The following is a 21,585-nucleotide window of genomic DNA, read 5'->3' as shown; positions in this document are numbered from 1 at the left end:
ACGATCATGCTGTCACTCGACCCGCATCTCTCCGCTAAACACCAACGTACTCCGGCACCGCCGACACAAATACCGCCGCCCCTGCCGCACCAGACCATGGCGCTGCGCGGAAAACGGGAAATCGCTGTCAACGCACGGGCATTTGTAGATGTAGCGGGTCACGCTGCGGCGTTTGACGTCGTAGGTGTGGCAGCGATTGGGCGGCAGCTCGTACACGCCACGCATGATCAATTGCCACTCTTCGCCGTGGGGTTGAATGCGGTCGCCAAACAGTTGATGGGCGATCAGGTGGGCCACTTCGTGGGCCACGGTCTGCTTGAGGAAGTCCTCAGTGTTTTCCCGGTACAGCTGCGGATTGAAGCGCAGCAGGTTCTCGTGCAAATGCGCGACACCGGCTTTTTGACCGCGCAGCTTGAGGCTCACCACGGGGCGTTTGAAAGTTCGTTTGAAAAAGGATTCGGCTAATTGGTAACAGTCTTCGACGCGGGTATTGAGTTGCTCGGGCATGCTTGATGGATCTCCAGAGACGTCGAGTATGCCGCAACGCCGGGGCCTTGCGAATCGCCGAGGCGCCGAATGGTCATTACCCCCTCACACATTAGAAGGCCGCCTTGCGGCGGCCTGTGTTGGCAGATCTTGTTTTTGGGTGATGTGTTGCTAATTGGTATAGACCGGCCCCACGCCGAGTCCCCACACAATCACTGTAAACGCCATGATGGCGACCAGCACCACCAGGCCTACGGCAAGCACCGAACTGGAAAACAGGAAGCCCTCGTCTGATGGAATGTTCATGAAAGTGGGTAGCCCCACATACAGCAAATACACCGTGTAGCAGATGGCCGCCGTCCCGACGATCATCCCCAGCCACATGTGTGGGTACAGCGCCGCCAGGCCGCCGATGAACAGCGGGGTCGCGGTATAGGTCGCAAATGCAACGCAGCGGGCCAGACTTGGATTGGCGTCATAGGTACGGGCCATCCAGTGGATGAATGCGCCCATGACCGCAACACCGCCGAGCATCGCCAGGTACGACATGATCGTCATCCATAGCGCGCTTTCCTGGGTCAACATCACCGGCGCCCGGTTGCCGATGACCCAGCCGACCTGAGTGGTGCCGATAAACGCCGACACAGCGGGGATCGCCGCCAGAATCAGCGTGTGAGTCAGGTACATGTGGCTGATGCTTTCCTCTTGGTCGCCACGGATTTCTTTCCATTCCTGGTCGGGGTGGGTGAAGAGCCCCACTACGTGATGGATCATGCCAGTCACTCCTCTTGTTTTTACCGTCGCCCCCCAGTGGAGCGCCTACAGGCCAAAGTGGCCAAGTAAGTAATAGGTCTGAATATGTGTGCGACCTTATGTCGCAGTATAGAAAGGTCTTAACGACGCGGGTTGCAGGGCGTTAGAGCAAATTGCGCTGTAAACACTGCTGTTAATCGCCGTAGGGTCTTGCGCAACCATTGTGGCGAGGGAGCTTGCTCCCGCTCGGCTGCGCAGCAGTCGCAAAAACGGCCGACGGGGCTTGCCTGACACAATGGGACAGGATGGTTCCGGGGCCGCTTCGCGACCCAGCGGGAGCAAGCTCCCTCGCCACAGGGGTATGCTCAGTTCAGATAAAGTGCCGTCGCCAGGTACTTCGCCGATGCAGGGTTTTTGCGTAAAATGCCGGCCTTTCGTCACACCTCACGGATTTCGCGTCATGGGCACTCTCACGGTCAACCAGAACAAACTGCAAAAGCGCCTTCGCCGCCAGGCGGGTGAGGCTGTTGCCGATTTCAACATGATTGAAGACGGCGACAAGGTCATGGTCTGCCTGTCCGGTGGCAAGGACAGTTACACCCTGCTCGACGTGCTCTTGCATTTGCAGAAGGTCGCTCCGATCAAGTTCGAGATCGTGGCCGTGAACATGGATCAGAAACAACCAGGCTTCCCGGAACACGTGCTGCCGGCCTACCTCAAAGAGCTGGGCATCGAGTACCACATCGTCGAGAAAGACACCTATTCGGTGGTCAAGGAGCTGATCCCGGAAGGCAAGACCACCTGTTCGCTGTGCTCGCGCCTGCGTCGCGGCACGCTCTACACCTTTGCCGACGAAATTGGCGCGACCAAAATGGCCCTCGGTCACCACCGCGACGACATCGTCGAGACGTTCTTCCTCAACATGTTCTTCAACGGTTCGCTCAAGGCCATGCCACCCAAGCTGCGTGCCGACGACGGCCGCAACGTGGTGATCCGCCCGCTGGCGTACTGCAACGAAAAAGACATCCAGGCCTACTCGGACTTCAAGCAATTCCCGATCATTCCGTGCAATCTCTGCGGCTCCCAGGAAAACCTGCAACGTCAGGTGGTCAAGGACATGCTGCAAGAGTGGGAACGCAAGACCCCGGGGCGTACCGAAAGCATTTTCCGCAGCTTGCAGAACGTGCAACCGTCGCAACTGGCGGATCGCAATCTGTTTGACTTCACCAGCCTCAAGATCGACGAAACCGCCATGTCGCGGTTCGTCAACGTGGTCAACCTCTAAACACAATCACTGTGGGAGCCAGCCTGCTGGCGATGGCGGTGGGTCAGACACATCATTGTTGACTGACTCACCGCCATCGCCAGCAGGCTGGCTCCCACAGGGGTCTATTCACTTATTCATCAGGAGAGGGCATGCGCGATTACAAGTGGCTGCACGAATACTGTCTGAACCGCTTCGGCTCGGCAGCTGAACTGGAAGCCCATCTGCCCGTTCCCAAGACCCCGGCGCAATTGCGCAAGATCAGCGACGACCGCTACCTCTCGACCATGGCGCTGCGCGTATTCCGCGCCGGGCTCAAGCACAGCCTGGTGGACGCCAAGTGGCCGTCGTTCGAAGAAGTGTTCTTCAAGTTCGACCCGGAAAAGGTCGTGCTGATGAGCGCCGAACACCTTGAACGCTTGATGCAGGACGCGCGGATCATCCGCCATCTGGGCAAGCTCAAGAGCGTGCCGCGCAATGCGCAGTTCATCCTGGACGAGGCACATGAGAGGGGCAGTTTCGGCGCGTTGATCGCCGATTGGCCGGTGACGGACATCGTCGGGCTGTGGACGTACCTGAAAAAGCGCGGCCATCAATTGGGCGGGTTGTCGGCACCGCGCTTCTTGCGCATGGTCGGCAAGGACACGTTCGTGCCGAGTTACGACGTGGTCGCGGCGTTGAACGCGCAGAAGATCGTCGACAAGGTGCCGACCAGCCAGCGGGATCTGGCCACGGTGCAGGGCGTGTTCAACCAGTGGCATGAACAGAGTGGTGGGCGGCCGATGAGCCAGATTTCGATGATGCTCGCGTACACCGCCAATCATTGACACCGAGTTGACCGCATCGCGGGCAAGCCCGCTCCCACAGTGATCGGAGTTGTTCACAAGTCTTGTGTTCAAAACCAATACCTGTGGGAGCGGGCTTGCCCGCGATGGCGTCCTGTCAGGCGACGCTGATCTCGCCCTCGCCAGCCAACTTGCGATTCAACTGAAACCGCCACCGCACATACAGCAGCGCCGAACAGAACACCGCCAGGCTCGCGCCCATTTCCAGCAAGCCAAACAGCTGCCGGTTCGGGTCATACGCAGCCAATGCTCCCTTGATGAAATACAGGTTCACCACAAAACACATCCACGAATGCCCGCGTGCGCTGCCGATGATCATCCCCGGCGCCAGCAACAGCAGCGGCACCAGTTCGATCAGCAAAATCACCCACGGCCGGGCGCCGTGCAGGTCGGCGAATACCAGGTAATAGGCGCACAGCAGCCCCACCAGCCCGAAAAAACACAGCAGGCTGATAATGCGCATCGCCCGGACCCGCGGTTCGAGCCACTCGATGGAGGGCAGAATCTTCGGCTTTTTCGCCACGTCAGTTCCCCAGTTTTTGCGCAGTCTTCGCCAGACGCAGGCCCAAGGCCCGGCACAGCGCGACTTCATGTTCATTCAAACCGCTTTTGCCATCCGCCCCGGCGTGATGACTTGCGCCATACGGCGTGCCGCCACCACGGGTTTCCAGCAGCGCCGACTCGCTGTAAGGCAGGCCGGTGATCAGCATGCCGTGGTGCAGCAGCGGCAACATCATCGACAGCAGCGTGGTTTCCTGACCGCCGTGCAGGCTCGCTGTGGAGGTGAACACCCCGGCCGGTTTGCCCACCAGAGCACCCGTCAGCCAAAGATTGCTGGTGCCGTCGAGGAAGTACTTGAGCGGCGCCGCCATGTTGCCGAACCGGGTCGGGCTGCCCATGGCCAGGCCCGCGCAGTTCTTCAGGTCGTCGAGGCTGGCGTACAACGCTCCTTCGTCGGGAATGTCCGGCGACACGGCTTCGCATTCGGTAGAGATTGGCGGGACCGTGCGCAGACGCGCTTCCATCCCGGCCTGCTCGACGCCCCGGGCAATCTGCCGGGCCATCTCATTGGTCGAGCCGCTGCGGCTGTAATACAAAACCAGAATGTACGGCGCACTCACGGCAGCAACTCCAGCACATTCTCCGGCGGACGGCCGATGACGGCTTTGTCACCGACTTCGAGAATCGGTCGCTCCATGAGTTTCGGATTGGCGGCGATGGCGGCGATCAATTGCGCCTCGCTCAAGCTGCTGTCCGCCAGGTTGAGGGTTTTGTACTCGTCCTCGCCGGTGCGCAGCAGTTGCCGGGCGCTGATGCCGAGTTTGGTCAGCAGGCTCTGGATTTGCGCGGCGTCCAGCGGGGTTTCCAGGTAGCGGACCACGGTCGGCGTCAGGCCACGGGCTTCCAGCAGTTCGAGCGCACCGCGGGATTTCGAGCAGCGCGGATTGTGATAAAGCGTCGGATCGGTCATGTGCGGGTCGCATCTTGCGTAAGGTGGCGGCTATTCTAACTGTGCAGCGCGCAATCCAGAACCTCGGGGAGGCGATGGGTCGCAGGCGCATTCAATTTTGAACAAGGATCAAGACATGACAAGACGACTGGCAGCAGCATTGGCGATCATGGGGGCGTTGATGCTGGGGGGCTGTGGCAACGACTATGGCATCGACCAGAACGGCCAGAAAGTCGCCGCCGAACGTCTGGACAAACAATGGGTGGTGCTCAACTACTGGGCCGAATGGTGTGGCCCGTGCCGTACCGAGATCCCGGAGTTGAATGCGCTGGCCGATCAGCTGAAGGACAAGAAGATTGGTGTGTTCGGGGTCAATTTCGACAATGTGCAGGGGGAAGAGCTGAAAAGCGCCAGTGAGAAACTGGGGATCAAGTTCACTGTGCTGGCGTCAGACCCAGCGGATCTTTTCGAGTTGCCGCGCAGCGAGGCGTTGCCGGTGACGTACATCATCGATAACAAGGGCAAGGTGCGCGAGCAGTTGATGGGCGAGCAGACAGCGGCGGGGGTGATGGAGAAGCTTAAGGCGTTACAGGCCGTCTACTGACTGCGCACAGCTCTTGTGGCGAGGGAGCTTGCTCCCGCTGGGCTGCGAAGCAGCCCTAAAACCCGTCACCGCGGTTTATCAGTTAAACCGCATGTACCGGTTTTGCGACTGCTGCGCAGCCGAGCGGGAGCAAGCTCCCTCGCCACAGTCATTCACTGGAGCGCAGGTGAGGGTTATCAACCCTCTTCAAGCCACCAACGCAACGGCTTGCCTTGCGCCGGCCAGAAGCGCATCTGTTCGATCGGCGAAACATCCCAGCGCTGCACATTTTCCAGGGCCTGCATGAAGCGCTTTTCCTGCTCCAACACGGCCGGCGCGCACAGTTTGCGGGTGCTGCCGATCTTGCCGAAGCTCAGCTTGTCGCCTTCCAGCGTGTACGGTGCAAACCAGTGGTTGCAGCCGCCATTGCCGTAAGCCCGGCCGTCTTCACCCAGGGTGATGGTCAGGTGGCTGTAGTCCATCAACGGACGTTCGCCGATCCATTCCAGAATGTAGCTGCGGTTTTGTTGCAATTTCACCGGCTCGGCGGCGCAGCCCAGCAGGCTGGCACCGACCAGGGCGGTCAGGGCGAGGCGTTTCATCACGCGGGCTCCTGGCATTTCGGGCACAGGTGCTTCTCGCCAACCGTGGTCCAGCCCAGTTCGGCAATCCGCGCGGTGGCGGCAGGCTTTTCAGCCTTGTTGCCCAGCTTGGCGTCGACGGCGAACTCGAAACTCAGCTCTTTGGCGCAGCTGTCGCAATTGACTTTCCAGGTGTGGATCGCCAATTCGCCGAACACCGGACCACTGGCCACCGCGACCCATTGGCCGGGCGGGTTGATCAAGTGGCGAACCGTTTCCACGGTCAGGCGCATGGACAAGTCCTTGGCACCTTTGAGGGTCACGACCAGCACGTCATTGTTACGAATCGAGCCGCCGTTGCCGGTGACTTGATAACGCCCCGGCACAAGGGCGCGGCATTCGGTGAGGGTGTGTTGCGGGTTCATCAGGGTGTAGCGGAAATCGTGTTCGACCATGGGTCCTCCAAATATGCGCAGTATGCTATCACGGGCCTGCACGCAGCATGGCGCGGGCAGATGACCTTCGATCAGGTTCAAATTACCGTACGACTCATGGCACACTGCCGCTTTTGCATCTCTAAGGAACGGACATGGCGTTAATCGAATGTTTTGAGTGCAAGCAACGCATCAGCTCCACGGCGCCTGCTTGTATTCATTGCGGTGCACCGGCGGGAACGGCGCAAGCGGACATTTCGAGGGCAGCGCCCGTGCAGGCGCCGCTTTCTTTCGGGCGTTTGCCGGCTGATGAGAGAGTGGCAAGGGTGACCCCCGCCGCGTTTGGACGTAAACGCAAAACCGCAGTCGAAGCCGAGGTTGCGACTCCGATGACCGCCCCCAACGGCGTGCGTCCGGTGGAACTCTGGCTGAAGCTGATGATTTTCTTTCTGCCGCCGTTTTTTGTCTGGTTCCTGCTGCGTCGCGGGCATTCGCTGGGGCAACGCTTGCTGGGGTTCGGCTGGCTGGGTCTGATGATCGTCTTGTCAAAAGCCTGATCAGCTCAGCCTTCGACCCGATTCTGCGGCGTGCCGGCGACCCAGGCCGCGATGTTCTGCAGGGTCGTCGTGGCAATCGCGTCCAGGGCTTCGCGGGTCAGGAAGGCCTGGTGCGCGGTGATGATCACGTTCGGAAAGGTCAGCAGCCGCGCCAGCACATCGTCCTGCAGCGGCAGGTCGGAGCGGTCCTCGAAAAACAGCTGTGCCTCCTCTTCATAAACATCCAGCCCCAGATAACCCAATTGGCCGTCTTTCAGCGCATCGATCAGCGCCGGCGTGTCCACCAGACCGCCGCGCCCGGTGTTGATCAACATCGCGCCGGGCTGCATGTGCGCCAGTGATTCGCGGTTGATCAGGTGTTTGCTCTGCTCGTTGAGCGGGCAGTGCAGGCTGATGATCTGCGATTCGGCGAGCAACTCCGGCAAGCTCAGGTAACGAGCACCGAGTGCTTCGACGTGCGGGTTGGGATAGGGGTCGTAGGCCAGCAATTGGCAGCCGAAACCGTTCATGATTTTCGCGAAGGTCGCGCCGATCTGCCCGGTGCCGACCACGCCGACGGTCTTGCCCACCAGGTCGAATCCGGTAAGGCCGTGCAGGCTGAAATCCCCTTCGCGGGTGCGGTTATAGGCGCGGTGCAGGCGCCGGTTGAGCGCCAGGATCAGCGCCACCGCGTGTTCGGCCACCGCGTGCGGCGAGTAGGCAGGGACCCGCACAATCGAGAGCCCCAAAAGCTTTGCGGCCTCGAGGTCGACATGGTTGTAACCGGCCGAGCGCAGGGCGATCAAGCGTGTGCCGCCCGCTGCCAGGCGTTCCAGCACCGGGGCGCTCAAGTCATCATTGATGAACGCGCAGACCACCTCGTGATGGTCCGCCAGTGCCACGGTATCGAGGCTCAGCCGTGCCGATTGAAAGTGCAGCTCGATATCGGCGGGCAGCTCGGCGCCGAGAAAACTGTCGCGGTCGTAGGTCTGGCTGCTGAAAAGAATCGTGCGCATACGGTCCTCCGTCTGACTCGCTTTATGTCGCAGCTGGCGAAGCCTGCGTCCGGCGACGCAGTCGTCGTAAAATCAGGCGCTGCGGTCTATCAGGTAAACCGCGTTTACCGGATTTACGACGACTGCGTCGCCGGACGCAGGCTTCGCCAGCTGCTACAGAGTCCGGTGAGCTTAGCGCTGATGGTGTTCAGCGCCATTGCGCTGCATCAAGCGTTTATTCGGGCGTGGGCGGCCAGGCGATTGATCGCCCGGTCGAGTTCTTCCAGGGCGCCGGGGGCTTTCGGGTCCTGTTGCTTGAGCAGGGTTTCGCTGCGCTGGCAGGCGGCGCGCAGTTGCGGGACGCCGCAATAGCGGGTCGCGCCGTGCAGGCGGTGGACGCGTTCGATCAGGGCGTTCTGGTCGTTGATTTCCCGAGCCAGGCGAATCGCCTCGCGGTCGGCTTCCAGGGAGGCCAGCAACATCGCCAGCATGTCGGCTGCCAGATCGGCTTTGCCGGCGGCCAGGCGCAAGCCTTCGTCGTGGTCGAGCACCTGCAACTCATGGGCGCCGCCATGACTGTCACTGGAACGCTCCGGCCCGTGATTGCGCAACGCCAGGCCGGTCCACTTCAACACCACTTGTGCCAGTTGCCGTTCGCTGATCGGTTTGGTCAGGTAGTCGTCCATGCCGCTTTGCAGCAGCGCGCGTTTTTCGTTGGCCATGGCGTGGGCGGTGAGGGCGACGATCGGCAGTGGCGTGCAATGCCGCTCGCTTTCCCACTGACGAATCGCCTCGGTGCTCTGACGCCCGTCCATGCCGGGCATTTGCACGTCCATCAACACCAGGTCAAAGGTCTCGCTCTGCACCGCTTTCACTGCCGCGTAACCGCTTTCGACCGCGAGCACCTTGGCGCCCATGTCTTCGAGCAGGGTTTGCACCAGCAACAGGTTGGCCGGGTTGTCGTCGACGCACAGCACCTTCGGCGCACGACTGGAGACCGGTTCGCCGGGTTCGCTACGCTGCTGGCGCGGGTTGACCAGATCGGACAATGCCCGACGCAACTTGCGGGTGCAGGCCGGTTTGGCCTGCAGCTGGCTGTGCGGGTTGGGCACCGAGAGGTGGAACAGCGTCTGTTCGGTGGTCGGGCACAGCACCAACACTTTGCAGCCCAGGTGTTCGAGGTCCCAGATGTGTTGGTTGAGGCGCTCCGGCGGCATGTCGTTGCTGGTGATGCCGAGCACCGCCAGATCGATCGCCTGATCGGTCTGATGTGCGCCGGTCACGCCATTGGCCAGGCTTTCCAGGGTATTGAACGGCGTCACGACCAGGCCGCAATCTTCCAGCTGATGCTGCAGGGCCTGACGGGCCAGTTCATGGTTTTCCAGCACTGCCACCCGGCGCCCGAGCAGCGGTGGGGCGGGAAGGTCTTCGGCATCGTCGCGGGTCTTGGGCAGGCTGAGGCTGATCCAGAATTCCGAGCCTTCGCCCGGCGTACTGTCGACGCCGATCTCGCCACCCATCTGCTCGATCAAACGCTTGGAAATCACCAGTCCCAAACCGGTACCGCCGGGCTGGCGGGACAGCGAGTTATCGGCCTGGCTGAACGCCTGGAACAGGGCGCGCACGTCCTGGTTCGACAGGCCGATGCCGGTGTCCTGAATGCTGATGCGCAGTTGCACGCTGTCTTCGTGTTCTTCTTCAAGCATGGCCCGGGCGACGATGGTGCCTTCGCGGGTGAACTTGATCGCGTTGCTCACCAGGTTCGTGAGGATCTGCTTGAGTCGCAGCGGATCGCCCACCAGCGACAACGGCGTATCGCGATAAACCAGGCTCACCAGCTCAAGCTGTTTGGCGTGGGCGGCCGGGGCGAGGATGGTCAGCGTGTCCTGCAGCAGGTCGCGCAGGTTGAACGGAATATTGTCGAGCACCAGTTTGCCGGCCTCGATTTTCGAGAAGTCGAGGATCTCGTTGATGATCCCCAGCAGGCTGTCGGCAGACTTTTCGATGGTGCCCAGGTAGTCGAGCTGTCGTGGGGTCAGCTCGCTTTTTTGCAGCAGGTGCGTGAAGCCGAGAATACCGTTGAGCGGCGTGCGGATTTCATGGCTCATGTTGGCGAGGAACTCGGATTTGATCCGGCTCGCTTCCAGGGCTTCCTTGCGCGCCAGGTCCAGCTCGATGTTCTGGATCTCGATGGTTTCCAGATTCTGGCGCACGTCCTCGGTGGCCTGGTCGACGCTGTGCTGCAATTCTTCCTGAGCATTTTGCAGCGTGCCGGCCATGCGGTTGATGCCCGACGCCAGTTCATCCAGTTCCTGACTGCCAAGGGGCGGCAGGCGGGTTTCCAGATGACCGTCCTTGAGTTGCGCCACCGCCAGTTTGATCTGGCTGATCGGCCGATTGATCGTCCGCCCCATGCGCAAGGCGAGCAACGCCGCACCGGCCAGGCCCGCGCCAATCAGCAGCAGGCTGGCGAACAGGCTGCGGTAACCGCGCAGCAGCATGCCGCTGTGGGACAGTTCGAGCTCGACCCAGCCCAGCAGGCGCTCGGCTTCATCAGGTATCAGGTCGCCGGCCAGGTTGCGGTGTTTGCCGAACACCGGCAGCAGGTAACGTGTCGCATCGTTGCCACTGCGGCGCAGCATCTGCGAGCCATTGCCCATCGGCGCCGGGTTGAGCATGGTCGGGCCGGCGTGGGCCACAGGCGTGCGGTCGGGGGCGAGGAAGGTCACGGCGCGCACGTCCGGCGTTTCCAGCGACTGGGTGGCGATGCGCTCCAGCAGCTCATTGTCTTTGTGACCCATGGCCGGGGCCACCAGCGGCGCGAGCTGTTCGGCGATCATCTCGCCGCGCTGCATCAATTGGGCTTGCAGGTCGGATTGCTGCGTCCAGGTGAAATAGCCGCCCAGAACCAGCGCCATCAGAGTGGTCGGCAACAGGGTCAGCAACAGCACGCGGCCTTTAATTCCCAGTTTCTTGAGCACGCATCTCTCCTGCATCCAGCTATTGATTGACCTGCGCGTACATCCGGCACGCGCCACCGGGCCAGTGTAGCGATTTGCAGGCAGGCAATCTTCGTAAAATTGATGTCGTCATTCGTCGGATGGATCGCCGCTTTTGCGCCACGGGCAAACCTTGGGTTGCCCATCGTCAGGCAATCTTGAATAATCGCCAACTGAGAATTATTTGCAGATACTCATGACTCCCATCTCTGTTGGCCATCCCCGCATCCTGTCCATTGAAGACGACCTCGTCCTCGGCGCTTATGTGCACGAACATTTGGGCCGTTGTGGTTTTCAGGTGACCTGGTGCCAGAACGGCCAGGAAGGCCTGGACATTGCCCGCGAACAGCCCTTCGATGTCGTGCTGATGGATATTTTGCTGCCCGGGCTGAACGGACTGAACGTGCTGACGCAGCTGCGCCAGAGCCATTCCACCCCGGTGGTATTGATGTCAGCGCTGGGCGCAGAGGCGGATCGCATCAGCGGTTTTCGCCTGGGGGCCGATGATTACCTGCCAAAACCCTTCAGCATGGCCGAGTTGCGTGTGCGCATCGAGGCGATCCTGCGCCGGGTGGCGCTCGACCGTCGGCCGGAGCCAGCAGCGGTGGCGTCCTCGGTCGATAGCCTGCGTTTCGATGAGGAGGTCTGTGAGGTTTTCTACGGCGAACACGCCGCCGGTCTGACCCGCAGCGAGTATCGACTGCTGGACACACTGAATCGCAATGGCGATGAAGTGCTGAGCAAAGCTTTCCTTTATCAGCACGTGCTGCAACGCGGTTTCGCCCCCCATGACCGCAGCCTCGATATGCACATCAGTCAGATCCGCCGCAAACTCAAAGGCATCGGCTACACCGAACGGGAAGTGCGTACGGTCTGGGGCAAGGGTTACGTATTGAGTGCCGGCGATGAAATGGTCTGACCTGCCGGGCCGGCACTCGCTGTTCTGGAAACTCGCGTGTTTGCTGGTGGCGTTCTGTCTGCTGATGATCTGGCTGAGCTGGTCCTGGGGCCGCTACATGGAGCAACGAAACCAGTACCTGTCGGATCAGGCCCGACGCACGCTGGTGGGGTATGCCGCCGAGGCCGAACAGGCGTGGCGTCAGGGGCATAGCGAGGGTATCGATGCCTGGCTGCAAGGTATGAAACAGCGCGAGGCAGGCTGGGTTGGCGTCATCGGCGGTGATTTACAGTCGTTGAGCAGCCTGCCGCTGACGGACAAGGAAATCGAACACCTGACTTTTCTGCGCGGCCTGGATTGGCCTATTCACAAGAAACGTCTGCCGTGGCTGCGCGTGCCGTTCCCTGGTGATTCTTACGCCGGCAGTCTGGTCATCGAACTACCCCAGCGCTTCATGCCCGGGCAATACCGGGTGTTTTGGCGCGTGATCACCAACGGCATCATCCCCGGATTGTTCACGCTGTTACTGTGCGTCGGTCTGTACCGGCTGTTGGTCGTGCCGTTGAACAGCCTGCGTGAACAAGCCAACGCCTGGCGCGCCGACCAGTTGAGCGTACGTGTGTCGAGCAGCACCACCAATCGGTCGGATGAACTCGGTGAGCTGGGCCGGGCGTTCGACCACATGGCCGAGCGGCTGCAAAGCACCGTGGCCCTGCAACAGCAATTGCTGCGCGACTTGTCCCATGAACTGCGTACGCCCCTGAGCCGTCTGCGGGTCGCCAGCGAAAGCGAGCAGGGGCTGGCGCAGTTGCGCGAGCGCATTGGCAGGGAAGTCGATGGCATGCAGCGGCTGGTGGAAGACACGTTGCAACTGGCCTGGCTCGACACCGAGCGCTCGCCGTTGCCCGACGAAGCGATTCAGGTCCAGGCACTGTGGGAAATGCTCACGGAAAACGCCTGCTATGAAAGCGGCTGGCCGGCGAGTCAATTGCAGTGCGTGGTGGATTCGTCGTGCTGGGTGCGGGGCAATCTCAACACCTTGGCGCAGGCGCTGGAAAACATTCTGCGCAACGCCATTCGCCATTCACCGAGTGGCGGCATCGTGCGGCTGGGCGGTCAGCGCGATGGCGACTTCTGGCATTTGTGGCTGGAGGATGAGGGCGGCGGGGTGGCTGAAACGGATCTTGAGCGGATCTTCTGCCCATTCACTCGGCTCGACGGTTCGCGGCCGGGGGATGGCGGGTTCGGGTTGGGGTTGAGCATTGCGCGGAATGCGGTGAAGCGTCAGGGCGGGAGTCTTTGGGCTGAGAATACCGGGGCAGGGTTGCGGCTGAATATGCGGTTAGTGGCTGAGATTGATGGCGTCAGTGATGACGCCTTCGCGGGCAAGCCCGCTCCCACAGTGACCGTGTGTAAGCCACAAACTGTTTAACCTACACAGAACCCTGTGGGAGCGGGCTTGCCCGCGATGAGGCCCGTCGGGTCAGCATCACGAAAGAGTCTCACCGCAGGTGAGACGATTTTCCTGGCACCGAAAACCGTCGGATCAACGTTGAAACAGCCGCTTATTCCCATAAGCCATAAGCACCGCACTTTGCGTGATATGGCCTGCGCAGGTTTGCCGGTATGATAGGCGCCCCCGCAGTCTGGATTGCGAATTACGCCATGACCTTGCAGTACCCAACCATCGCCGATTGCGTCGGCAACACTCCGCTGGTCCGTTTGCAGCGCCTGCCTGGCGCCACCAGCAATACCCTTTTGCTCAAGCTCGAAGGGAATAACCCGGCGGGTTCGGTCAAGGACCGGCCGGCGCTGTCGATGATTACCCGCGCGGAATTGCGCGGGCAGATCCACGCCGGCGATACGCTGATCGAAGCGACCTCGGGTAACACCGGCATCGCGCTGGCCATGGCTGCCGCGATCAAGGGTTACAAGATGATCCTGATCATGCCGGACAACTCCAGCGCCGAACGTAAAGCCGCGATGACGGCCTATGGCGCCGAGCTGATTCTGGTCACCCAGGAAGAAGGCATGGAAGGCGCGCGCGACCTCGCTCAGCGAATGGAAGCCGAAGGCCGTGGCAAGGTGCTGGATCAGTTCGCCAACGGCGATAACCCGGAAGCGCACTACACCACCACCGGCCCGGAAATCTGGCGCCAGACCGAGGGCACCATCACCCATTTCGTCAGTTCTATGGGCACCACCGGCACCATCATGGGCGTCTCGCGCTACTTGAAAGAGCAGAGCGACAACGTGCAGATCATCGGCCTGCAACCGATGGAAGGTTCGGCGATCCCGGGCATCCGTCGCTGGCCGCAGGAATACCTGCCGAAGATCTACCAGGCCGAGCGCGTGGACCGGATCGTCGACATGGCGCAAAGCGAAGCCGAAGACGTAACCCGTCGACTGGCCCGTGAAGAAGGCATCTTCTGCGGCGTGTCTTCGGGCGGCGCCGTGGCAGCGATGCTGCGCCTGTCCCAGGAAGTTGAAAACGCGGTGATCGTCGCGATCATCTGCGACCGTGGCGACCGTTACTTGTCGACCGGCATTTTCGACGCGCCCAACTGATGGCCAAGCAAGAGAGAGGCCTGCGCTTCCAACCCACCGGTGGCAGCAAGGCCCCGCAAATTCCGACCGGCAAAAAGCAACGCTTGAGCATCGAGCGCCTGGCCAATGACGGTCGCGGTATCGCGTTTTTCGAAGGTCGCACCTGGTTCGTCATCGGCGCATTGGCCGGTGAAGAAATCGAGGCGCGCGTGTTGGGTGCCCACGGCAAAGTGGTCGAGGCGCGCACCGAGCGTGTGTTCCAGGCCAGCGAATTGCGTCGTCCGGCACCGTGCCCGCATGCCGGTCGCTGCGGCGGTTGCAGCGTGCAGCATCTGCCGCATTCCGAACAACTTGCCCTGAAACAGCGCATGCTCGCCGAGCAACTGTCCAAGGTCGCCGGTGTCGAACCCCAAGAGTGGGCAGCACCGTTGAGCGGTCCGGAATTCGGTTACCGTCGTCGCGCCCGAGTGGCGGTGCGCTGGGACATGAAGGCGAAAAAACTCGAAGTCGGTTTCCGCGCGGCGGGCAGTCAGGACATCGTGGCCATCAACGAGTGCACGGTGCTGGTACAGCCCTTGCAGCCGATCATGACCCGCTTGCCGGAAATGCTGCGGCGCTTGAGCAAACCTCAGGCACTCGGGCATGTGGAATTGTTCGCTGGATCGTCACTGGCGGTTTTGCTGCGGCACATGGCGCCGTTGTCCGACGCCGACCTGACGATCCTCAAGGATTTCTGCGCGTTCCATGAAGCCCAGTTGTGGCTACATGGAGAGGGCGAACCACAACCGGTCGAAGCCGATCAGTCGTTGGGCTATCGACTTGAGCAGTGGAATTTGAACCTGGCGTACCGGCCGGGGGATTTCATTCAGGTCAATGCCGGGGTCAACGAAGCGATGATTGCCCAGGCGCTGGACTGGTTGCAGCCGACTGCGGAGGAGCGCGTTCTCGATCTATTCTGTGGGTTGGGTAACTTCGCTTTGCCGCTGGCCAAAACGGTTCGCGAAGTGGTGGCGGTTGAAGGTGTGCAGGCGATGGTCGAGCGGGCAGCCGCGAACGCCGCTAGCAACAATCTTCATAATGCGAAGTTTTTTCAGGCCGATTTATCCCAGCCTTTGACCGATGCCGAATGGGCGCGCGAAGGCTTTTGTGCGGTACTCTTGGACCCACCGCGTGACGGTGCTTTCGAGGTCGTGCGCAAGCTGGCGTCCCTGGGCGCCAAGCGGTTGGTGTACGTGTCGTGCAACCCGGCAACGCTGGCGCGCGATACGGCTGAATTGATCAAGCAGGGCTACCGGTTAAAACGTGCCGGGATTCTCGATATGTTTCCTCAGACGGCGCATGTCGAGGCCATGGCGTTATTTGAAGCGAGCTAGGACGGCTCGTCTGGTCCGACTGGCCGCCCGTGCAGCTCTCGCTTAGCCCCGTGAGGGCAATCGGGCAATGAAGGTCAGCGATTTGACGCATTGAATCTGCGTCGTAGGGAAGGTAAGCAAGATGGTACAGGTGAGAGCACACCAGCCGATCAACACCGACGGCAGTATCAATCTCGAGGCTTGGCTCGATCATGCGGTCAGTGTCGATCTGGCACTGGATCGCGAAGCCTTGAAAGAAGCGTGCGAGTTCGCTCGCGTGTCAGAACAACAAGCCAATGCGGCGAAGAATCTATGGTCCGAAGGGACCTCGAGTTTCCGCACGGGCCTTGAGATCGCCGAGATTCTCGCCGACCTCAAACTGGATCAGGATTCGTTGGTCGCGGCGGTCTTGTACCGCGGCGTGCGCGAAGGCCAGATCGAACTGCCGGCAGTCAGCCAGCGCTTCGGTCCGGTGGTCGCCAAACTCATCGACGGCGTGTTGCGCATGGCGGCGATCAGCGCCAGCCTGAGCCCCCGTCAATCCTTGGTGCTGGGCACCCAGGGCCAGGTCGAAAACCTGCGCAAAATGCTCGTGGCCATGGTCGACGACGTTCGCGTCGCGCTGATCAAACTGGCTGAGCGCACCTGCGCGATCCGTGCGGTGAAAACCGCCGACGACGAGAAGCGCAACCGCGTTGCCCGTGAAGTCTTCGACATCTATGCGCCGCTGGCTCACCGTCTCGGCATCGGCCATATCAAGTGGGAACTGGAGGATTTGTCCTTCCGTTACCTCGAGCCCGATCAGTACAAGCAGATCGCCAAGTTGCTCCACGAGAGACGTCTGGATCGCGAGCGATTCATCGCCGATGTGATGGGCCAGTTGAAGAATGAGCTGACCGCCACCGGCGTCGATGCCGACATCAGTGGCCGGGCCAAACACATCTATTCGATCTGGCGCAAAATGCAGCGCAAGGGTCTGGAGTTCAGCCAGATCTACGACGTGCGCGCCGTGCGCGTGCTGGTGCCGGAAATGCGCGACTGCTACACCGCGCTCGGCATCGTCCACACTTTGTGGCGGCACATCCCGAAAGAGTTCGACGATTACATCGCCAACCCGAAAGAGAACGGCTACCGCTCGCTGCACACCGCGGTGATCGGTCCCGAGGGCAAGGTGCTGGAAGTGCAGATCCGCACCCACGCCATGCACGAAGAAGCAGAACTGGGCGTTTGCGCGCACTGGAAGTACAAGGGCACCGATGTCAAATCCGGCTCCAACCACTACGAAGAGAAAATCTCCTGGCTGCGTCAGGTCCTCGAGTGGCATGAAGAGCTGGGCGACATCGGCGGTCTGGCCGAACAGCTGCGGGTCGATATCGAGCCGGACCGGGTTTATATCTTCACTCCCGACGGTCACGCCATCGACTTGCCGAAGGGCGCGACGCCGCTGGACTTCGCCTACCGCGTACACACCGAGATCGGTCATAACTGCCGTGGCGCGAAGATCAACGGGCGCATCGTACCGCTCAACTACAGCCTGCAAACCGGTGAGCAGGTCGAGATCATCACCAGCAAGCACGGCACCCCGAGCCGCGACTGGCTGAACCCGAACCTGGGTTACATCACCACCTCGCGAGCGCGGGCGAAGATCGTCCACTGGTTCAAATTGCAGGCCCGTGATCAGAACGTCGCGGCCGGTAAAACCTTGCTCGAACGTGAGCTGAATCGCCTCGGCCTGCCGGCGGTGGACTTCGACAAGCTGGCCGACAAGGCCAACATGAAGACCGCCGAGGACATGTACGCCGCGTTGGGTGCCGGCGATCTGCGCCTGGCGCAACTGGTGAACCTGGCGCAGCAACTGGTTGAGCCGGAACGCGGCAACGAGCAGCTGGAACTGATCCCGCGCAAAGCCACTGGCTACAAACCGGGCAAGCGAGGTGACATTCAGATCCAGGGCGTCGGCAACCTGATGACGCAAATGGCCGGTTGCTGCCAGCCGTTGCCGGGGGATGCCATCGTCGGTTACATCACCCAGGGCCGTGGCGTGAGCATTCACCGTCAGGACTGCGCCTCGGTGCTGCAACTGGGCGGGCGTGAGCCGGAGCGGATCATCCAGGTCAGCTGGGGCCCGGTGCCGGTGCTCACCTACCCGGTGGATATCATCATCCGCGCCTACGACCGTTCCGGTTTGCTGCGTGACGTTTCGCAAGTGCTGCTCAACGAGCGGATCAACGTGCTGGCGGTCAACACCCGCTCGAACAAAGAGGACAACACCGCGCTGATGTCCCTGACCATCGAGATTCCGGGGCTGGATGCATTGGGTCGGTTGCTGGGGCGAATTTCCCAGTTGCCGAACATCATCGAAACCCGGCGTAACCGTACCCCGTGATGGTGACCAATGTGGGAGCTGTTTTATGTGGGAGCGAGCTTGCTCGCGATGGCGATTTCAAGGGTACATTGTTATTGAATGTGCCGACGTCATCGCGAGCAAGCTCGCTCCCACAGGGTTTTGTGTAGAGACTGATTGATGTATTCACTTGAAGATTTGCTGCACCTGATGAGCCGTCTGCGCGACCCGCAGTTCGGTTGCCCGTGGGATATCAAGCAAACCTACGCCACCATCGTCCCGCATACCCTTGAGGAAGCCTACGAAGTCGCCGACGCCATCGAGCGCGGGGACTTTGATCACTTGCAGGGTGAGTTGGGCGATTTGCTGTTTCAGGTGGTTTATTACAGCCAGCTGGCCCGGGAAGAAGGGCGCTTCGAATTTGCCGGCGTCATCGACAGCATCACCCGCAAACTGATCCGTCGTCATCCTCACGTGTTTCCTACTGGTGATCTGTACGCGCCGCTGGATGTTCCGCGCCTGAGTGAAGAACAGGTCAAGCAACGCTGGGAAGAGATCAAGGCTGAAGAACGCGCCGAGAAATCTGCCGCACCCCAACAGCTGTCCCTGCTCGACGACGTGCCCGCCGCGCTGCCAGCGTTGTCCCGTTCGGCCAAGTTGCAAAAGCGCGCAGGGCAGGTCGGTTTCGACTGGCCGGACGCCTTGCCGGTGCTGGACAAGGTCCGCGAAGAACTCGATGAAGTGCTAGAAGCCATGGCCGACAACGACTCGGCAGCGATTGCCGATGAAGTCGGTGATCTGCTGTTTTCCGTGGTCAATCTGGCGCGTCATTTGAAGGTTGATCCGGAAACTGCACTGCGTGGTGCCAACAGCAAATTCGAAAGACGCTTCCGTTTTATCGAACAGGCATTGCGCGACACCCTCCGTCCCATAGAAGATTGCACCCTCGAAGAGTTGGACGCCCTGTGGGGCGAAGCCAAACGTCAGGAAAAGAATTTGCCCAGCTGCGGTTGAGCAGTTGCCTAAGTGAGAAATAAGCACCATGAGCATTTCCCTTCGCGACCAGTTGCTCAAAGCAGGGCTGGTCAACCAAAAGCAGGCCAAACAGGTCGGCAAAGAGAAACAGAAGCAGCAACGCCTGGTCCACAAAGGCCAGATTGAGCTCGATGACTCCCAGCAGCGTGCAGCTCAGGAAGCGAAGGCCGAGAAGGTCAAGCGCGACCAGGAGCTGAACCGTCAGCAGCAGGAGAAAGTCGAAGCCAAGGCCCGCGCGGCCCAGATCAAGCAGTTGATCGAAGTCTCGCGCCTGCCGAAGCTGACCACCGAGGACTACTACAACTTCGTTGACGACAAGAAGGTCAAGCGCCTCTGCGTCAACACGCTGATGCGCAACCAGCTCAGTAATGGCTTCCTGGCGATCGTGCACCATGCCGGCGGTTACGAAGTGATCCCGCGTGAAGCAGCCCTGAAGATCCAGGAGCGCGATCCGCAGCGGATCGTGCAGCTGAATGTGAAGACCGAAGAGGTCGCTGCCGAGGACGATCCGTACGCGGCCTATCAGATCCCTGATGATCTGATGTGGTAAGCCTTTAAAGGCTGCAACGACGACAAACCCCGCTCATGGCGGGGTTTGTCGTTTTCAATGCGGTCATTGCTTATGCGGAGCGGAGTTCGCGTTGCTGCTCCAGTTTCTCGAGTTCGGCCTTGTAGCTGTGGGCGTCGGTTTCGGAATGAAACATCCCAACCAGCATGTCTTGTTGATGTACATCCCAGATACGGATACCGGCGGCTATACCTTCGTGGGATTTATGTGAATCGTCGCGTTCAGTTACTTTTACAGTCATCTGCTAGCTCCAATCTCTGTTATCTGCAGCAAGGCGTGTGCAGGACTCAGTTATATATTTTGGTAGCTTGCTAAGTAAACGGCTGAGTTCGGTAACGGTTTTTTGCGAAATCCGCAAAAGTCCTGCAGCCCGCCAAACACGCGGCATTCGGTCGCAGGGCGTTGAGTTTCATGACAAAAGCTTCATGTTCGCGAAGAACAAAACTGCAGGTTGCGCACGACTTGTAGCAGCTGGCGAAGCCTGCGTTCGGCGACGCAGTCGTCGTGAAATCAGCTACCTCGATGATTCAGGCAGACCGCATACACTGAAATTACGACGACTGCGTCGCCGAACGCAGGCTTCGCCAGCTGCTACAGGGAGCAGTGGTGAATTCATTTTCCCAAGGCACAAAAAAACGCCCCGAACCAGTCGGGGCGTTTTTATGTGCGGCGTAGCAGCGGGGTATTACTTACCCTGCCAGCGCTTCAGTACCAGGGTAGCGTTGGTGCCACCGAAGCCAAAGCTGTTGCTCATCACGGTGTTGATGGTGGCGTCTTCGCGAGTCTTGGTCAGGATCGGCATGTCTGCCACTTCCGGGTCCAGTTCGTCGATGTTGGCGGAACCCGCCATGAAGTTGCCTTCCATCATCAGCATGCAGTAGATCGCTTCGTGAACGCCGGCGGCGCCCAGGGAGTGACCCGACAAGCTCTTGGTGGAGCTGATGGCTGGAGCCTTGTCGCCGAACACTTCACGTACACCTTTCATTTCCGCGACGTCGCCGACCGGAGTCGAAGTGCCGTGGGTGTTCAGGTAGTCGATCGGTGCGTCAACGGTGGACATGGCCATCTGCATGCAGCGGATGGCGCCTTCGCCGCTTGGAGCGACCATGTCGTAGCCGTCGGAGGTCGCGCCGTAGCCAACGATTTCCGCGTAGATCTTCGCGCCGCGAGCCAGAGCGTGTTCCAGCTCTTCGACCACGACCATGCCGCCACCGCCGGCAATGACGAAACCGTCACGCTTGGCGTCGTAGGCACGGGAAGCTTTTTCCGGGGTTTCGTTGTACTGGCTGGACAGTGCGCCCATGGCGTCGAACAGGAACGACTGGCTCCAATGCTCTTCTTCACCGCCGCCGGCGAACACGATGTCCTGCTTGCCCATCTGGATCTGTTCCATGGCGGTACCGATGCAGTGAGCACTGGTGGCGCAGGCAGAAGCGATGGAGTAGTTCAGGCCCTTGATCTTGAACGGCGTCGCCAGACAAGCGGAAACGGTGCTGCTCATGGTCCGCGTTACACGGTATGGGCCAACACGCTTCACGCCTTTCTCGCGCAGGATGTCCAGCGCTTCCATCTGGTTCAGCGTGGAAGCGCCACCGGAACCGGCGATCAGGCCGGTACGCGGGTTGGAGACTTGCTCATCGGTCAGGCCGGAGTCAGTGATGGCGTCTTTCATGGCCAGGTAGGCGTACGCCGCCGCGTGGCCGACGAAGCGATAGATCTTGCGATCGATCAGCTCTTCGAGGGGAAGGTCGATGGAGCCGGAAACCTGGCTACGCAGACCCATTTCGGCATATTCCGGGTTGAACCGGATGCCAGGGCGGCTTGCACGCAGGTTAGCGGAGACGGTCTCTTTGTCATTGCCCAGGCACGATACGATGCCCAGACCAGTGATAACGACGCGGCGCATGCGGATAAC

Annotated in this window: 22 protein-coding genes; 11 read left to right on the top strand and 11 right to left on the bottom strand. The window is 60.6% G+C overall.

What is annotated here, in order from left to right; all coding sequences use genetic code 11:
* Positions 1-12: 12 nt before the first annotated feature.
* Both ACYZT8_RS22090 and ACYZT8_RS22085 read right to left on the bottom strand, forming a co-directional pair.
* Positions 13-507, bottom strand: coding sequence for a SprT family zinc-dependent metalloprotease (locus ACYZT8_RS22090; protein WP_010457127.1), 495 nt, complete (start codon positions 505-507; stop codon positions 13-15).
* Positions 508-657: 150 nt separating this feature from the next.
* Positions 658-1,260, bottom strand: coding sequence for a Yip1 family protein (locus tag ACYZT8_RS22085; RefSeq protein WP_010457124.1), 603 nt, complete (start codon positions 1,258-1,260; stop codon positions 658-660).
* A gap of 439 nt (positions 1,261-1,699) precedes the next feature.
* On the opposite strand from ACYZT8_RS22085, the gene ttcA reads away from it, so the two are divergent.
* Entirely contained in the window at positions 1,700-2,524 is an 825-nt protein-coding gene (ttcA, locus tag ACYZT8_RS22080; protein WP_403105963.1) for a tRNA 2-thiocytidine(32) synthetase TtcA, read from the top strand.
* A 131-nt stretch (positions 2,525-2,655) separates the two neighbouring features.
* On the top strand, positions 2,656-3,330 hold the full coding sequence (locus ACYZT8_RS22075) for a DNA-3-methyladenine glycosylase I (protein WP_461975922.1): 675 nt from the start codon (positions 2,656-2,658) through the stop codon (positions 3,328-3,330).
* A gap of 115 nt (positions 3,331-3,445) precedes the next feature.
* Here the strand turns inward: ACYZT8_RS22075 and ACYZT8_RS22070 are convergent, their stop codons facing one another.
* From ACYZT8_RS22070 to arsC, 3 genes are read right to left on the bottom strand one after another with little or no spacing between them, the layout of a single operon-like run.
* Entirely contained in the window at positions 3,446-3,871 is a 426-nt protein-coding gene (locus tag ACYZT8_RS22070; RefSeq protein WP_461975920.1) for a DUF2069 domain-containing protein, read from the bottom strand.
* A gap of 1 nt (position 3,872) precedes the next feature.
* Positions 3,873-4,469, bottom strand: a complete 597-nt coding sequence (gene wrbA, locus ACYZT8_RS22065; protein ID WP_109633953.1) for an NAD(P)H:quinone oxidoreductase — start codon at positions 4,467-4,469, stop codon at positions 3,873-3,875.
* A complete protein-coding gene (gene arsC, locus ACYZT8_RS22060; protein ID WP_461975918.1) occupies positions 4,466-4,819 on the bottom strand; it encodes an arsenate reductase (glutaredoxin) in 354 nt (117 codons plus the stop codon). The genes wrbA and arsC overlap by 4 nt, the downstream gene beginning before the upstream one ends.
* A gap of 115 nt (positions 4,820-4,934) precedes the next feature.
* On the opposite strand from arsC, the gene ACYZT8_RS22055 reads away from it, so the two are divergent.
* Entirely contained in the window at positions 4,935-5,402 is a 468-nt protein-coding gene (locus tag ACYZT8_RS22055) for a TlpA disulfide reductase family protein (RefSeq protein ID WP_461975916.1), read from the top strand.
* A gap of 176 nt (positions 5,403-5,578) precedes the next feature.
* On the opposite strand, the gene ACYZT8_RS22050 is transcribed toward ACYZT8_RS22055, so the two are convergent.
* Together ACYZT8_RS22050 and ACYZT8_RS22045 are read right to left on the bottom strand one after the other, a co-directional pair.
* Entirely contained in the window at positions 5,579-5,983 is a 405-nt protein-coding gene (locus ACYZT8_RS22050; protein ID WP_461975914.1) for an META domain-containing protein, read from the bottom strand.
* On the bottom strand, positions 5,983-6,417 hold the full coding sequence (locus ACYZT8_RS22045; protein ID WP_461975912.1) for a hypothetical protein: 435 nt from the start codon (positions 6,415-6,417) through the stop codon (positions 5,983-5,985). Before ACYZT8_RS22045 ends, ACYZT8_RS22050 begins: the two co-directional genes overlap by 1 nt.
* 134 nt (positions 6,418-6,551) lie before the next feature.
* On the opposite strand from ACYZT8_RS22045, the gene ACYZT8_RS22040 reads away from it, so the two are divergent.
* Entirely contained in the window at positions 6,552-6,953 is a 402-nt protein-coding gene (locus tag ACYZT8_RS22040) for a hypothetical protein (RefSeq protein WP_461975910.1), read from the top strand.
* 5 nt (positions 6,954-6,958) lie between these two features.
* On the opposite strand, the gene ACYZT8_RS22035 is transcribed toward ACYZT8_RS22040, so the two are convergent.
* Together ACYZT8_RS22035 and ACYZT8_RS22030 are read right to left on the bottom strand one after the other, a co-directional pair.
* Positions 6,959-7,948 (bottom strand): 2-hydroxyacid dehydrogenase, encoded by a 990-nt coding sequence (locus tag ACYZT8_RS22035; RefSeq protein ID WP_461975908.1) that lies wholly within the window; start codon positions 7,946-7,948, stop codon positions 6,959-6,961.
* 206 nt (positions 7,949-8,154) lie between these two features.
* Positions 8,155-10,908: a response regulator gene (locus ACYZT8_RS22030; protein ID WP_461975906.1), complete on the bottom strand. Its 2,754-nt coding sequence runs from the start codon at positions 10,906-10,908 to the stop codon at positions 8,155-8,157.
* Between the two features lie 214 nt (positions 10,909-11,122).
* Between ACYZT8_RS22030 and ACYZT8_RS22025 the strand changes: the two genes are divergently transcribed.
* The 7 genes from ACYZT8_RS22025 (at position 11,123) to ACYZT8_RS21995 (ending at position 19,652) form a co-directional block, all read left to right on the top strand.
* On the top strand, positions 11,123-11,845 hold the full coding sequence (locus ACYZT8_RS22025) for a response regulator transcription factor (RefSeq protein ID WP_461975904.1): 723 nt from the start codon (positions 11,123-11,125) through the stop codon (positions 11,843-11,845).
* Entirely contained in the window at positions 11,832-13,256 is a 1,425-nt protein-coding gene (locus tag ACYZT8_RS22020; RefSeq protein ID WP_461975902.1) for a histidine kinase sensor domain-containing protein, read from the top strand. Before ACYZT8_RS22025 ends, ACYZT8_RS22020 begins: the two co-directional genes overlap by 14 nt.
* Positions 13,257-13,489: 233 nt before the next feature.
* Positions 13,490-14,392, top strand: coding sequence for a cysteine synthase CysM (gene cysM, locus ACYZT8_RS22015; RefSeq protein WP_461955230.1), 903 nt, complete (start codon positions 13,490-13,492; stop codon positions 14,390-14,392).
* Positions 14,392-15,744 (top strand): 23S rRNA (uracil(1939)-C(5))-methyltransferase RlmD, encoded by a 1,353-nt coding sequence (rlmD, locus tag ACYZT8_RS22010; protein WP_461975900.1) that lies wholly within the window; start codon positions 14,392-14,394, stop codon positions 15,742-15,744. Before cysM ends, rlmD begins: the two co-directional genes overlap by 1 nt.
* 121 nt (positions 15,745-15,865) lie before the next feature.
* Complete coding sequence (gene relA / locus ACYZT8_RS22005; RefSeq protein ID WP_461975898.1) at positions 15,866-18,109, top strand: GTP diphosphokinase; 2,244 nt, start codon at positions 15,866-15,868, stop codon at positions 18,107-18,109.
* Between the two features lie 138 nt (positions 18,110-18,247).
* Entirely contained in the window at positions 18,248-19,081 is an 834-nt protein-coding gene (gene mazG / locus ACYZT8_RS22000; RefSeq protein WP_461975896.1) for a nucleoside triphosphate pyrophosphohydrolase, read from the top strand.
* 28 nt (positions 19,082-19,109) lie between these two features.
* Positions 19,110-19,652: a DUF2058 domain-containing protein gene (locus tag ACYZT8_RS21995; protein WP_461975894.1), complete on the top strand. Its 543-nt coding sequence runs from the start codon at positions 19,110-19,112 to the stop codon at positions 19,650-19,652.
* A gap of 70 nt (positions 19,653-19,722) precedes the next feature.
* On the opposite strand, the gene ACYZT8_RS21990 is transcribed toward ACYZT8_RS21995, so the two are convergent.
* Positions 19,723-19,911, bottom strand: a complete 189-nt coding sequence (locus tag ACYZT8_RS21990; protein WP_461975892.1) for a hypothetical protein — start codon at positions 19,909-19,911, stop codon at positions 19,723-19,725.
* Between the two features lie 444 nt (positions 19,912-20,355).
* Positions 20,356-21,576: a beta-ketoacyl-ACP synthase I gene (gene fabB / locus ACYZT8_RS21985; protein ID WP_461975890.1), complete on the bottom strand. Its 1,221-nt coding sequence runs from the start codon at positions 21,574-21,576 to the stop codon at positions 20,356-20,358.
* Positions 21,577-21,585 lie beyond the last annotated feature (9 nt).

Source organism: Pseudomonas sp. LB3P93 (genome assembly GCF_054898025.1).
Note: the sequence above shows the minus strand (reverse complement) of the source record. Positions and strands in the feature narration are given on the sequence as shown.